The following is a 14,546-nucleotide window of genomic DNA, read 5'->3' on the forward strand; positions in this document are numbered from 1 at the left end:
CAGCAAAGACTAATAGGACAATTACCTTGAGCCAAACTGCTTTTTCAACCCTTAACCTGCATTCTGATTTGCTAAAAAATATCTCTTCCCTTGGTTATGAGGCGATGACTCCGATCCAGGCACAGAGCCTGCCGCACATCCTTGCGGGCAAAGATGTTATCGCCCAGGGTAAAACGGGCTCTGGTAAAACAGCAGCCTTCGGTCTTGGCCTGTTAGAAAAGCTGAATGTTAAGCGTTTCCGTGTTCAGTCTCTGGTACTTTGTCCTACTCGTGAACTGGCTGATCAGGTCGCCAAAGAGATCCGAAAACTGGCACGAACCATCCATAACATTAAAGTACTGACTTTATGTGGCGGCATGCCATTCGGCCCGCAGATTGGTTCGCTTGAACACGGTGCACATATTATTGTCGGTACCCCTGGCCGTATTGAAGAGCACGTCCGTAAAGGAACGCTGAACTTAGACGATCTGGAAATGCTGATATTAGATGAAGCTGATCGCATGCTTGAAATGGGCTTTCAGGACGCATTGGATGCGATCATTGATGCAGCGCCAAAGCAGCGCCAGACTTTACTTTTCAGCGCGACATACCCGGATCAAATTAAGTCGATTGCTGATCGGATTATGTTTAAACCGGTAATGGCGAAAGTTGAAGCGACCCATGACGACAGCAGTATTCAGCAGCATTTCTACAAGGTTGAAGGTAACGAACAACGCTTGACCGCCCTGCGCCTGTTGCTGCTGCAACACCGTCCGGAATCAGCGGTAGTATTTTGTAATACCAAGCGTGAAGCTCAGGAAGTGTCTGATGATTTGGTCGACTACGGTTTTAGCTCCATCGCCTTACATGGTGATTTAGAGCAGCGTGAACGTGACCAGACGTTAGTTCGTTTTGCTAATAAAAGCGCATCAGTGCTTGTTGCCACCGATGTGGCCGCTCGTGGTCTGGATATCGACTCGCTTGACGCTGTTATCAACTACCACCTTGCTCGTGATACTGAAGTGCATGTCCACCGTATTGGCCGTACTGGCCGTGCAGGCAGCAAAGGCGTTGCATGCTCTCTGTTCAGTGAAAAAGAACACTATAAAGTCGCTTTGCTGGAAGATTATTTAGATAAGACCATCGAAGGTGAAGCTCTGCCTCCGATGAGTCTGCTTGAGCAGCCGACATTCCGTCCAGTGATGACGACCCTTCAGATTGACGGCGGTAAAAGACAGAAAGTTCGCCCGGGTGACATTTTAGGTGCGTTAACGGGTGATAATGGTATTGCCGGGGCACAAGTGGGTAAAATCCAGATCTTTGATAACTTCGCCTATGTTGCGGTTAAGAGCGAATCAGTACGCGATGCGCTTAAGAAGCTCGAAAATGGTAAATTGAAGGGACGTTCGTTCCGAGTTCGCCAGATCCGCGGTTAATTCCACTGCTATACCCAAGAAAAGCCCGCATAGTTTTAGCGGGCTTTGTGCTTTCAAAAAAAGGCTGATGGAAATATCAGCCATTGTCCCCATGTTTTTATTAACTCAATTTATACTTATTTCACTTCGATTTTGGTTGCTTGAGATTGGCTTGGTTGAACTTTGGGTACCAGAACTTTTAGTAAACCATTTTGAAATTCAGCATGAATATGATCTTGCTGAATATTCTGGCCAAGATAGAAACTGCGCATAAATTTACCGGTGCAGCGTTCTTGCCGGATAACTTTCCCATGTTTCTTCTCTTCACTTTCTTTTTGCGTGGTGGCTTCTATGATCAGAGAGCCTTCATTTACCTGCAAAGAGACATCTTTTTTATTCACCCCAGGTAGTTCTGCTGTTATTTCGTAGGCTTTTTCTTTCTCAACAATATCAACTCGTGGTGTCATCATCTCGGTATCAAATTTTGGCCTTAGCATTGGGAATGCATTGTCAAAAATCTGAGGGAAATCAAACCAGGAGTCACGAGGAACTAAGCTCATACTTGCCTCCAATCCGATGTAGTAGTTAACGCATCTAAAGTCTAGTATATGATTGTTAATCAAAGACGAAAAACAACCATAAATTGATTAAGGTCAAAATTCTTTAAGGAACAGATTTTAAACACAAAATATAATAAACGGATTGATTTACTTTTCTTTTTGACTCTCGCTAAAACCTCACGTCGCCAACAAAAAAACATCACCATAGATACAGATTGTTAACAATTAGCTTGAATAAGTTCAGTTTTAGCGCTATTTTTGTTCATTAATCGAGCAGTTGTTGACAGTCTGAATGAGTATACACGATGTAACCTTGATGGCTTTCGACACGTTGGGCGGCATATGACACCTAAAAATGTTAATGGGGTCACCAAAGAACTGACAAAATCAGAGGATCTGACCGATCGCCTGATTGAATCTATCGTTAGCGGTGAATATCCGGCGGGCAGTAAAATTTCCGAGCCCGAATTGGCGCGCTGTTTTGGTGTCAGCCGTGGGCCGTTGCGCGAAGCCATGATGCGGGTGGAATCACTGGGTCTGGTTGAGCGGGTTCCCCACGTTGGTGCCACAGTGGTCGAGTTGAGTCAGCACAAGTTAATTGAAATTTATGCGGTGCGCGAAGCGCTGGAAGGTATGGCTGCACGCTTAGCCTGTATCAATATCACTGAGGATGAAATTGATGCATTGCAGGAACTGTTAGAACAGCATCAGCGTCATATCGAACAAGTTGACGGTGCCTCTTATTTCTACCAGCAAGGTGATTTTGATTTCCATTACCGAATTATCAAAGCGAGTCGAAACACCAAACTGATTGGTCTGTTGTGTGACGAGCTCTATCACCTGCTTCGCATGTACCGGTTCCAGTCACCGCGACAGCATTCTCGTCCGGCAAAAGCGCTGGGCGAACATCGCCATATTCTTGCGGCAATACGCGAACGCGACGGCGAGCTGGCAGAAATGCTGATGCGCCGCCATATCATGCGCAGCCGCCAACTGATTGAGCGGCAATTAACACAGGCTGGTTAATTGACGATGACTGTAATCATGACAATTATGATGATAAGGAGAGAGTATCATGAGCCCAGGGAAACGCTTCCGGAATGCGGTTGCACAGAACCATCCATTACAAGTTGTAGGCACTGTTAACCCTTATTGCGCGATGATGGCTGAGCAGGTCGGGCACCAGGCAATTTACCTATCGGGCGGCGGTATTGCCAATGCCTCCTATGGCCTGCCTGATCTCGGTATCACGACCCTGAATGATGTACTAGAAGATGTCCGCCGTATCACTGCCGCGACCCACTTACCGCTCCTGGTGGATATCGACACCGGTTTTGGCGGCGCGTTTAATATCGCGCGTACCATCAAGGAAATGGAACGTGCCGGTGCTGCCGCAATCCACATCGAAGATCAGGTGGCGCAGAAGCGCTGTGGCCACCGTCCGAATAAAGCCATCGTCAGTCAGGAAGAAATGGTCGACCGTATCAAAGCCGCGGTTGATGCCCGCAGCAATGATGACTTCGTGATTATGGCGCGTACCGATGCGCTGGCAGTGGAAGGTATGGAGGCCGCGATTGAGCGTGCTATTGCCTGTGTCGAAGCGGGTGCCGACATGATTTTCCCGGAGGCAATTAATAGCCTCGAACAGTATCAGCAGTTTTCTGATGCGGTGAAGGTGCCGATTCTGGCGAATATTACCGAATTTGGTCAGACGCCGTTGTTCACTGGCGACGAACTGGCTGAATGTGGCGTTGACATGGTGTTGTATCCGTTATCGGCGTTCCGTGCTATGAATCAGGCGGCACTGAATGTGTACCAACATTTAATTAAAGATGGTCATCAACGTAATGTGGTTGATCAGATGCAAACCCGTGAACAACTTTATTATTATCTTGGTTATCACGATTATGAACAGAAGCTTGATAAGTTATTTAGCGGGAAATAATTAAATCCAACAATTTATTTAAATAGAGCTAGAGTCATAGAATAAGAGCTTATTTAACTCGAAATAACCTGAACAATAAAATAGTAAAAATATCTGCGAATGCGGAAAGACTAAAAATTTAATTTAATCCAATTAATTTGTAGCTATTCATTACGAAGCTATTACAGCTCTTTATACCTGCGATTTAGAGATAAACGAGATAGTAGCGAGATGAAGGCTGTGATCCAATAATGTGAAACTATGAAAGGAGCCTGCTATGCCTGCAATAGCCGTAGTTGATAGCCATAAGGACAAAGCAATCACCAATAGTGCCGGATTACGCGGTCAAAGCGCGGGGTCAACAGCGCTATGTACCGTCGGTAAAACGGGCTCGGGGTTAACCTACCGCGGTTATGATATTACGGATTTAGCGCACCATGCTGAATTCGAAGAAATCGCGTATTTACTGTTAAAAGGCAAACTGCCGACGCAAAGTGAATTAGATCATTATAAGCGGGCACTGAAAAGAATTCGTGGCTTGCCGTCGGCCTTGTGTCAGGTATTAGAGGTCATTCCGGCGGATGCTCATCCAATGGATGTCATGCGAACCGGTTGCTCTATGCTGGGTAATCTCGATCAGGAAATGGACTTCTCCGAGCAGGGCGAAAAGGCCGATACCCTGCTGGCAATGCTACCGGCAATCATCTGTTACTGGTACCGATATAGCCATCATGGGGTACGCATCGATACCGCAAGCAGTGTGCAGGACACCATTGGCGGGTATTTTCTCGAAATGCTGACGGACAAAGCACCCTCTGAGCTGCATAAGCAAGCCATGCACTGTTCACTCGTGCTATATGCCGAGCATGAGTTTAATGCCTCGACGTTTACAGCAAGGGTATGTGCCTCGACGTTATCGGACATACACTCCTGTATTACCGCTGCCATCGGGAGCTTACGTGGCCCGTTACATGGCGGTGCGAACGAAGCTGCGATGGCAATGATTGAACAGTGGCAAAGTGCAGACGAGGCTGAAGCAGGGATCATGCAGATGCTGGCCAACAAAGCCAAGATCATGGGCTTTGGCCATGCCATCTATCGTCAATCCGATCCGCGTAATGCGCTGATTAAAGAGTGGTCTCGCAAGTTGGCGCAAGATGTGGGTGATACGCATCTGTTCGCGGTCTCTGAACGTGTCGAACAGGTGATGAAGCGAGAGAAAGACTTGTTTGCGAATGCGGACTTTTTCCATGCCTCGGCTTATCACTTTATGGGGATCCCAACCAAATTATTTACCCCCATGTTTGTCATGAGTCGCGTAACCGGCTGGGCTGCCCATGTGTTTGAGCAACGAGCAAATAATCGCATTATTCGACCGAGTGCCGATTACCAAGGGCCAGATCACCAGGACTGGCTACCGATAGAGCAGCGAACCTCTGCCGAGTAATGCCTTTTCTGAACAATGATCATCGCCAGACTATATCCGGCCACCGATCAGATAAGCCAATGGGAATAATGAATAGGGAAGTAAACCATGAACATGAATGTCGAAATGAATGAACGTCCGGCACCTGATGAACTGTTAGTGCAAATTGCCGATTATGTTGCCAATACAGAAATCAATTCACCAGACGTATACGATACCGCCCGTAACTGCTTGATCGATACTTTAGGCTGCGGCTTGTTAGCGCTGCGTTTTCCTGAGTGTACCAAGCACCTCGGACCGATTGTGCCGGGAACGACGGTACGTCACGGGGCGCGCGTTCCGGGAACCTCCCATGAACTCGATCCGGTCATGGCGGCTTTCAACATCGGCTGCATTATTCGCTGGCTTGACTTCAACGATACCTGGCTGGCAGCTGAGTGGGGCCACCCCTCTGACAACCTCGGCGGTATTCTGGCAACCGCCGATTACCTGAGCCGGGTCGCCGTATCTCAAGGCAAAGCGGCGCTCACTATGCGTGATGTACTGACGGCAATGATCAAGGCTCATGAAATTCAGGGCGTGCTGGCACTGGAAAACAGCTATAACCGCGTAGGACTCGACCATGTGTTGCTGGTGCGCGTTGCCTCAACGGCAGTGGTGACGAAAATGCTGGGTGGCAGCAAAGAGCAGATCATCGACGCGGTGTCTCAGGCATGGGTCGATGGGTGCTCATTGCGGACCTATCGCCATGCTCCGAATGCCGGTTCCCGTAAATCGTGGGCGGCAGGCGATGCCACCTCCCGTGCCGTTCGCCTGGCAATGATCACCATGAAAGGGGAGATGGGGCTGCCATCAGTACTGACTGCACCTCAATGGGGGTATTACGATGTGCTGTTCAAAGGCGATCAGTTTAAAGTCAACCAGTCATTTGGCAGCTATGTTATGGACAATGTCTTGTTCAAGATTTCATTCCCGGCGGAGTTTCATGCGCAGACCGCGGTGGAGTGTGCGGTTCAGCTGCATGAACAAGTCAAAGATCGTATTGATGAGATCGACCGCATTGAAGTGACGACACATGAATCGGCCATTCGGATCATTTCAAAATCGGGGGATCTGGCCAACCCCGCCGATCGCGATCACTGCCTGCAGTACATGATTGCGGTTCCGCTGCTGCACGGCGATTTAATTGCTGAGCATTATGAAGATGATTTCCACCGTAGTGATGCCCGCATTGATGTGCTGCGCAACAAGATGGACATAAAAGAAGATCCCCGTTACAGCGCGGAATACCTGGAATCGGATAAGCGATCCATTGCCAATGCCATTCAGGTGTTTTTCAGTGATGGCACCGCTACTGAAAAAGTTGCGGTGGAGTATCCGATAGGTCACCGTCGCCGCCGTGAAGAAGGGATCCCGGTGCTGGAACGCAAATTCAAGCGTAACCTGCAGACCCGATTCCCGGCGCAAACCTGCCAGAAAATAGTCGATTTGTGTTGCGATCAGGCCAAGCTTGAAGCTACGTCGGTTAATGAGTTTATGGATCTGTTTGTCATCAACTAAGCAAGGCACGCTTGCCTGTGCCTAATGGGTATAACCTCGTTTGATCGGGGTTATTTGAAATACTTTTTATTGTTGCAACGTTGTATTTTAGGGTGTCAATATTGTTGGGCATAATGACAGAAGTCTCATTAATGGTTCTATTGATGAATATGAAGTTATAGTGATTATTTTCAATTTATATTGGTCAAAATCAAAATGTTGGAACTAGTATATAAATGAGGTTTGGTAATCTTAATCGTAAACAGCACACGATTAAACTGTCTAGTTATTTTATCTCTTGCCGTCGTATAACTTGTAACTCGGGGCTTTAATTGAAATGGGGCCACGAGCACTTAGACTTTTTCGATGATTGATCAACCTTAATAAAAGGAGACTGGAATGGAAATCGGTTCGCTTCGTTGTATCTTTCGTACTCTGCCTATTGTGATCACGATGTGCTTGATTGGCATGCCTGTACAGGCTGATACTGAGACTAACCAAGCAGGTTTTGTTGCCCCTGCAAAGGGCTATGTCCTGAAACTGGGGCGCATCTCGGTCAATCCGCGGAAAGACTACCCCAAATACAAGACCCTCGGAGACTTTTTAGTTAAACGTCTTAATCAGGCTGGCGTATCTGACTGGGAGGTGGTTTTTGCAACAAGTCAGCAGCAGATGAGTGAGTATGTGCGTGATGGCAAGGTCGATATTGTACCTGCCGCTGTGTACACCGCCCTTGTGCTTAAAGAGCAAGCGGGTGCCGAGTTGTTGTTTAAGGAGTGGCGTAATGGCATGAAAAATTACCAGACACTCTTTGTAACCAGTAAGTCGAGTGATATTAACGAGCTTTCTGATCTGCTTGGAAAAAGAATCGCTTTCGAAACTCTGCACTCAACCCCCTCGTATTTTATTCCCCGGATGGTACTCGAATCCCAGGGCTTGCCTTTGGTTGAGATAGACAGCAGAGAAGTCTCTCCGGAACAAACCCATATTGGCTACCTCTTTGCGAAAAAAGAAGTCAATATTGCTCAGTGGGTGTCCTCTGAATGGGTGCAGGCTGGAACCATCAGCAGTCGCGACTGGAATGATCCTAAATATATCCCTGAGGGACTCAAGCAAAAACTCCGTATATTCTACCGTACGGAACCATTCCCACGGGCGGTTTGGGCCGTCCGAAGTGATTTGTCAGAGCCGCTCAAACGTGCAATTAAAAATGTATTACTCGCGGTAGCCAATGATCCCGAAGACGTTAAAGAATTAAAACGCTACCGAGGTGTTACCGGGTATGAATTATTAGAAGAGGGCGAATTAGCATTATTTGATGAGCAACTGAAAAAGCATGACTTACCACTATAGTTAAAGAGAGCTATTATGCGTATTCGCTATCAGTACTTTATTGTTATTAGTCTGCTGCTCTTGTTTATGTTCAGTATGATATCAGTGATTCTTAGTCACCAGGTAGATAAGGGCATTGACAATATGAGGCTGGAAAGCGAGCGTGTATTACGTCTGGCTATTATCGATCAGTATGAACAACGTGGCCATCAGCTTGCAGCAATGAGTGCCAGTGCTCTTACCAACCCGCTAATATTGCAAGATGTCGACGCGATTGGTGAGTTCATCCATGCGCTCTCTGCCGAGTATGCTCTTGCGCAAATTTATGTTTATGATCAAACCGGTTCAGTTTTGCACGATGGTACGTCAGAGGTGAAACTGAGCAGCAGTAATATTCTGGCGTTGCATTCTGACCTAAAGGCCATACCTGATAAGCTTATTTCTCATTATGATGTTAATTCTATCCATTTTTTTGCCCCTGTGCGGATGTATGACGAGGCCGTTGGCGGTATTTATTTCTCATTGCCCCTCACATCACTGGCCACTCAGCTCGATAACCTTAAAGCGGTACTTCTTACTAACGGGCAATCGATTACGCGTGAAAGTCAGCAGTCACTGTTAATAATGGGTACTGTCTTTATCGTGTTGTCTTTGTTCGCTTCTCTGTTTTTATCCCGGCGCCTGAGTGCCCCGATTGTTAACTTGACTAAGCAGCTGCTTCGTGTCGGTCGTGGTGACTATGAAGCGAAGATTGACGTTAATCGTAATGACGAAATTGGCGATTTGGCGACGGCTTATCGCACCATGGTCGATGATCTGAAAAGGACGATTATTACCCGGGATCAGTTGGATCAAGTCCTGCAAAGTATGCAAGATGCCGTTATGGTGACGAACGCATCAGGAAAAGTCCGGATGGTTAATCCGGCGGTTACCGCTTTGCTGGATGTGACGGAATCGGAATTGTCGGAACTGAAGCCATTGGAATTTCTCGATTTAAATGAAAGTGAAAGAGATATTCTGACTCAGACGATAGAGCGCGATGGTGCAATTATGAGTCAATTAGGTTTGATTCTGAGGGGGAATAACGGCCATAAACAGGTCTTATTTTCGGTAACCCAATTAGGTTCTTTGAATGGATTTCGCGGTGAAACGCTCTATGTTTTTCATGATATTACAAAACTAAAGCAGGCTGAGGCTGAGATCCGCCGACTGGCAGAAACCGATGGCCTCACCGGGTTATCAAACCGCTACCACTTCAAGATCCTGGCAGAGCAAGCACTGCTAAAAGCCCAGAACGATCAGTCTTTAGCTGCGGTACTTTTTCTTGATCTGGATAACTTTAAGCGCATCAATGACACATTGGGGCACGCCGTCGGCGATATGTTGCTAAAAGCGGTAGGTCAGCGCCTGAGCGGGACTTTGCGCTTGTCCAATATCGGTGGCAGATCCTCTCTGGATGAAGATTTGATCACGGCTCGGCTGGGCGGAGATGAATTTACCATTCTTCTTCCCCATCTGTGTCACTCTGAAATTCCATCGCTTATTGCCAAGCGACTGCTAAAGGCGCTGGCAGAGCCTTTCCAGCTTACGGGTTACAGCATTTCTATTAGCTGTAGTATCGGTATTGCGCTTTTTCCCAATGATGGTACTGATATAGAAAACCTGTTTAAGTTTGCCGATACAGCTTTGCACAAAGCCAAACACAATGGTAAAGGGTGTTATCAATTTTATAATGCTGCAATGGGTATAGGTGATCTCAATCACCTGGCCATAGAGCAGTCATTACACAGTGCATTGGCTAATAATGAATTCCAGTTGGTTTATCAACCACAGGTTAGTCCGAGCACGAATACAATCGTCGGATCCGAAGCTCTGCTGCGTTGGAATCACCCCATTATGGGAAGCATACCGCCTGAGACTTTTATTCCCATCGCTGAGCAGGCCGGGTTGATTATTCCCATCGGTGAATGGGTGCTTAGAACGGCCTGCAAGCAGGCTAAAAAGTGGCAGCAATTGGGGTATCCAGCCATGCGCATAGCCGTCAACCTCTCAGCCCGGCAATTTGAGCAAGCTAATTTAGCCAGGATGATCGCGGATATTTTGCAGGAAACAGGCCTGGCTCCTCATTATCTGGAATTGGAAATCACCGAAAGTATGTTGTTTCGTAATGTTGAACATGCGATTGAATGTATGCGAAAAATCAAATATATGGGAGTCGATTTAGCCATTGATGATTTTGGTACGGGCTATTCCAATCTGAGTTATCTCAAACGTTTTCCTATCGATCGACTTAAAATTGACCGAGCATTCGTCAGTGATATTCCCCAGAATGGTGATGACTGTGCCATTGTCTTAGCCATTATTGCCATGGCTCACAGCTTAGGACTTAAGGTCATCGCAGAAGGTGTTGAGACTAAACTGCAGATGGCGTATTTAGTCGATAAATATTGCGATGAGTTACAAGGTTATTATTTTAGCCATCCTTTACTACCTGAAGAGTTTACTGAGCTGCTGAATAAGCAAAACCTTGTTTTGCCATCGATTGACCAGACAGACTAATACTTCATCAAAGTAGTTTTAAAGCGTTCAGTTATTTGGTTTTTTCAGTGGGGCGTTCTTTCCTTATTAGCGCTTGCCCTGTATCGATAGTGGGTAAAAAGTGAGCGAGGTGAAATGCATAAACTGTGATCCCTGTAACAATCCACCTATCAAGTATCTATATTGGAGAAAATTTTTCTATAACTCGCTTTATTTATAGCAAATAAAGCGAAAATCTTCCTCTGAAGACACCGTATATTAATGCCATAGAAAGCTAAGGGCTGCCCTTTGCAAAAATATAGGTTAAGCAACCGTTGAGGGCGGTCAGTGAATCACCTCAGCTTTGTGCGCATTAAGGTGAAAAAATGAAAACGCATCTTTGGAATAGTTTCATTAGTGTGGTTAAGCGAGAAGTTGTTCCGGCTTTGGGCTGTACCGAGCCTGTTTCGGTTGCATTAGCTGCGGCAATTGCGAGGGAAAGGCTCAATGGCAAGCCCGAAAAAATCACGGCGTTAGTTTCGCCAAACCTGATGAAAAACGGTATGGGTGTCGGCGTTCCCGGTACCGGAATGGTGGGATTGCCTATTGCTGCGGCGGTTGGTGCATTGGCTGGTGATGCAAAAGCGAATCTGGAAGTGCTTAAACATATTACGCCTCAAGATGTGTCTGAGGCGAAGGCACTGATTGATGCTGATTGTGTCTCGGTTGGCGTTGCTGGTGTCAGCAATATTTTGTATGCAAAAGTGACCGTCAAGAGCGGTGCTGAATTTGTCTCGGTCACTATTGCTGACAGCCATACCCGTGTTGTGGCTATTGAAGAAAATGGCATTACAACGTATATCGCGGAAGCTGTTACAACAGATGCAAACAATAAGTCTGTTAACCCGTTTACAGAAGCACTGGCGGAAGATATTTACGATTTTGCACTGCATGCGCCACTAGAGGATCTTCGTTTTATTGAGCAAGCTTATGAACTCAATGACGCATTATCTGTTGAGGGATTAGCGGGTAAATATGGCCTACAAATTGGTGCCACGTTCCAGCGCAATGTTGACCGGGGGTTATTATCTGGTGGCTTGCTTACCGATGTGCTTCGCCGTACGTCGGCCGCATCCGATGCTCGCATGGATGGTGCCATGAAACCGGCGATGAGCAATTCAGGTTCGGGTAACCAGGGCATTGCGGCAACAATGCCTGTGGTTGTGGTCGCTGATTTCCTGAACGCCGATCAAGAGAAAACGATCCGCGCATTAATGTTATCCCATTTAATGGCTATTTATATTAAAAGCCATCAAAACAAACTTTCAGCACTATGCGGTGCGACCACCGCATCGATGGGAGCGGTGGCTGGGATGACCTGGTTGCTTGGCGGTGATTTTGACAAAGTCAGTAATGCTATCTGCAGTATGATTGGTGATATTGCTGGTATTATCTGTGATGGAGCCAAAGCCAGTTGTGCCATGAAGGTCTCGTCATCGGCCGGTGCTGCTGTAAAAGCCGCATTGATGGCGCTCGATGGTATCCGGGTAACAGGGAATGAAGGGATAGTGGCAGACGATGTTGATACCTCGATTCGTAATCTTTCCGCGTTAGCCAACGGCTCAATGACTCAAACCGACGTACAGATCTTAGATATCATGGTACATAAATAAAAGTGTCTTTACCTTGTATCTGTGGCCAATTTAAAAGGCTCCGGTATGTCGGAGCCTTTTGATTCAGTTGATTGTTGTTGAGTTAATTAGTTACTAATCAGACATCACTACCAATGAAACCGCCTGTCTGATGCGCCCAGAGCTGAGCGTAGATGCCATTCTTGTTGATTAATTCCTGATGCGTTCCCTGTTCGACAATCTCTCCTTTATCGAGAACAATCAGGCGATCCATGGCGGCAATGGTTGATAACCGGTGAGCAATCGCAATAACCGTTTTTCCCACCATTAATTCGTACAGGCTCTCCTGAATAGCGGCTTCCACTTCTGAATCCAGTGCTGAGGTTGCCTCATCCAATAGCAAAATAGGGGCATTCTTCAGCAATACCCGCGAAATAGCGATACGCTGGCGCTGACCACCGGAGAGTTTGACGCCGCGCTCGCCAACCTGGGCATCGTAGCCAGTGTTGCCATAAGGGTCGGACAACGTAGTGATAAACTCATGAGCATGCGCTTGTCGGGTAGCGGCCAGTAATTGTTCTTCGCTGGCATCAGGATTGCCATACAAGATGTTTTCACGGATTGAACGGTGCAGCAGTGAGGTGTCTTGGGTCACCATTCCAATCTGCCCGCGCAGCGAATCCTGAGTCACATCAGCGATGTTTTGATCATCAATACTGATAGTCCCCGATTCCACATCGTGGAAACGCATTAACAGGTTAACCATTGTTGATTTACCTGCCCCCGATCGACCTACCAGTCCTACCTTTTCACCTGGCTTGATATTCAGGTTCAGCTTTTCGATAACGCCGCTCTTTTCGCCATAGTGGAAGCTGACGTTATCAAACTGTATTCCGCCAGATTGTACTGTCAGTGCCGGAGCATTGGGTTTGTCGACGATATCGACAGGTTTTGACAGGGTACGCATACCGTCAATGACCGTACCGATATTCTCAAACAGGCCGCCGATTTCCCACATGATCCATTTTGACATTCCGTTGATACGTAAGGCCAGGCTGACAGCGACCGCAATCGCACCGATGGTGATAGCGGAACCGGTCCATAGCCAGATAGAAAGGGCAGCAATAGCAAAGACCAATGCATAGTTGATAATTTCTACACTGATGTTAATCCCCGTTACCAGGCGCATTTGGCGGTGAACCGTATCAAGGAAGCCGTTCATCCCTTGCTCGGCATATTCAGTTTCCCGGTCAGTGTGAGAGAACAGCTTGACGGTCGCGATATTGGTATAACTGTCGACAATACGGCCCGTCATCAATGAACGGGCATCGGCCTGCTCGGTCGAAACGGCTTTCAGCTTGGGAACGAATAGCAACTGAATGCCAATATAAGCCGCTAACCAGATCAGCATTGGCAACATTAAGCGGTAATCAGCTTGCGCAATCATGACAAGCATCGAGGTGAAGTAGACTGTAATGTAGACCAGTACATCCAGCAGTTTCATTACCGTTTCGCGGACAGATAACGACGTCTGCATCACTTTGGTGGCAATGCGGCCGGCAAAGTCGTTCTGGTAAAAAGAGACACTCTGTTTAAGCAGGTAGCGGTGTGCCAGCCAGCGGATTGACATCGGATAGTTACCCAGCAAGGTCTGGTGCATCAGTAATGAATGCAGCAACACCAGTAATGGGACAACAATGAGGACGATAAGCCCCATGCCCATCAATTTGCCGCCTTCTTCGGCAAGGAATGTGTCGGGGTTATGGTTGCTCAGCCAGTCGACAAGTTGCCCCATGAAACCGAAAAGCGAGACTTCAATTATCGCTATCAGCGCACTGAGTAGTGACATCGCAAACAACGGCAGCTCAAATCCGCGGGTATAATGACGGCAGAAATCCAACAGGCCTTCGGGCGGCTGATCGGGCTCTTGAGGGGGGAAAGCTGATGTCAGTCTTTCAAAAAATTTCAACATAAATGGTGTTTCCGAGTAGAGGCGTATTTTTCCAAACTGATTCATTTAGTCGTTTTTGAGCGTCAGTCTGGTACAACAGATAGTGCTGTACTAATTATCTAATGCGCATAACTAAAGGTAAAGGCTTGTGATGAAAGGGGATATCTGACTTTATTATGATTGCTCTTTTTTATATATCCTAAGTAATGAAGCCGTTTATATCGTCTGAATATAGCAAGTAGGTTAATAGCATATGTTCATTCCGGTTTATG

10 protein-coding genes are annotated in these 14,546 nt (G+C 46.9%); 8 read left to right on the forward strand and 2 right to left on the reverse strand.

What is annotated here, in order from left to right; all coding sequences use genetic code 11:
* Positions 1-26 precede the first annotated feature (26 nt).
* On the forward strand, positions 27-1,415 hold the full coding sequence (dbpA, locus tag AC2204_RS03395) for an ATP-dependent RNA helicase DbpA (RefSeq protein WP_318924083.1): 1,389 nt from the start codon (positions 27-29) through the stop codon (positions 1,413-1,415).
* 116 nt (positions 1,416-1,531) lie between these two features.
* Here dbpA and AC2204_RS03400 read toward each other — a convergent pair whose 3' ends face one another.
* Entirely contained in the window at positions 1,532-1,954 is a 423-nt protein-coding gene (locus tag AC2204_RS03400) for an Hsp20/alpha crystallin family protein (RefSeq protein ID WP_318924084.1), read from the reverse strand.
* Between the two features lie 342 nt (positions 1,955-2,296).
* On the opposite strand from AC2204_RS03400, the gene AC2204_RS03405 reads away from it, so the two are divergent.
* The 7 genes from AC2204_RS03405 to AC2204_RS03435 all read left to right on the forward strand — a co-directional run bounded on the left by AC2204_RS03405 (position 2,297) and on the right by AC2204_RS03435 (position 12,365).
* Entirely contained in the window at positions 2,297-2,980 is a 684-nt protein-coding gene (locus tag AC2204_RS03405; RefSeq protein WP_318924085.1) for a GntR family transcriptional regulator, read from the forward strand.
* 49 nt (positions 2,981-3,029) lie between these two features.
* Complete coding sequence (gene prpB, locus AC2204_RS03410; RefSeq protein WP_318924086.1) at positions 3,030-3,899, forward strand: methylisocitrate lyase; 870 nt, start codon at positions 3,030-3,032, stop codon at positions 3,897-3,899.
* Positions 3,900-4,155: 256 nt separating this feature from the next.
* The gene (gene prpC / locus AC2204_RS03415) at positions 4,156-5,325 is read left to right on the forward strand and encodes a bifunctional 2-methylcitrate synthase/citrate synthase (RefSeq protein ID WP_318924087.1); all 1,170 of its coding nucleotides are present in this window, start codon (positions 4,156-4,158) and stop codon (positions 5,323-5,325) included.
* 87 nt (positions 5,326-5,412) lie between these two features.
* On the forward strand, positions 5,413-6,864 hold the full coding sequence (locus tag AC2204_RS03420) for a bifunctional 2-methylcitrate dehydratase/aconitate hydratase (protein WP_318924088.1): 1,452 nt from the start codon (positions 5,413-5,415) through the stop codon (positions 6,862-6,864).
* Between the two features lie 378 nt (positions 6,865-7,242).
* The gene (locus AC2204_RS03425; protein WP_318924089.1) at positions 7,243-8,196 is read left to right on the forward strand and encodes a phosphate/phosphite/phosphonate ABC transporter substrate-binding protein; all 954 of its coding nucleotides are present in this window, start codon (positions 7,243-7,245) and stop codon (positions 8,194-8,196) included.
* A gap of 15 nt (positions 8,197-8,211) precedes the next feature.
* The gene (locus tag AC2204_RS03430; RefSeq protein WP_318924090.1) at positions 8,212-10,734 is read left to right on the forward strand and encodes an EAL domain-containing protein; all 2,523 of its coding nucleotides are present in this window, start codon (positions 8,212-8,214) and stop codon (positions 10,732-10,734) included.
* Between the two features lie 344 nt (positions 10,735-11,078).
* Positions 11,079-12,365: an L-cysteine desulfidase family protein gene (locus AC2204_RS03435; protein WP_318924091.1), complete on the forward strand. Its 1,287-nt coding sequence runs from the start codon at positions 11,079-11,081 to the stop codon at positions 12,363-12,365.
* A 97-nt stretch (positions 12,366-12,462) separates the two neighbouring features.
* Here the strand turns inward: AC2204_RS03435 and AC2204_RS03440 are convergent, their stop codons facing one another.
* The gene (locus tag AC2204_RS03440; RefSeq protein ID WP_318924092.1) at positions 12,463-14,295 is read right to left on the reverse strand and encodes an ABC transporter ATP-binding protein; all 1,833 of its coding nucleotides are present in this window, start codon (positions 14,293-14,295) and stop codon (positions 12,463-12,465) included.
* Positions 14,296-14,546 lie beyond the last annotated feature (251 nt).

The sequence above is a fragment of the Photobacterium sp. genome (assembly GCF_057456235.1).

Coding starts and splice junctions, on each gene's coding strand:
- AC2204_RS03440 (WP_318924092.1), bottom strand. CDS start 14,295: ATGTTGAAATTTTTTGAAAGACTGACATCAGCTTTCCCCCCTCAAGAG.
- AC2204_RS03400 (WP_318924084.1), bottom strand. CDS start 1,954: ATGAGCTTAGTTCCTCGTGACTCCTGGTTTGATTTCCCTCAGATTTTT.
- prpB (WP_318924086.1), top strand. CDS start 3,030: ATGAGCCCAGGGAAACGCTTCCGGAATGCGGTTGCACAGAACCATCCA.
- AC2204_RS03425 (WP_318924089.1), top strand. CDS start 7,243: ATGGAAATCGGTTCGCTTCGTTGTATCTTTCGTACTCTGCCTATTGTG.
- AC2204_RS03430 (WP_318924090.1), top strand. CDS start 8,212: ATGCGTATTCGCTATCAGTACTTTATTGTTATTAGTCTGCTGCTCTTG.
- prpC (WP_318924087.1), top strand. CDS start 4,156: ATGCCTGCAATAGCCGTAGTTGATAGCCATAAGGACAAAGCAATCACC.
- AC2204_RS03405 (WP_318924085.1), top strand. CDS start 2,297: ATGACACCTAAAAATGTTAATGGGGTCACCAAAGAACTGACAAAATCA.
- AC2204_RS03435 (WP_318924091.1), top strand. CDS start 11,079: ATGAAAACGCATCTTTGGAATAGTTTCATTAGTGTGGTTAAGCGAGAA.
- AC2204_RS03420 (WP_318924088.1), top strand. CDS start 5,413: ATGAACATGAATGTCGAAATGAATGAACGTCCGGCACCTGATGAACTG.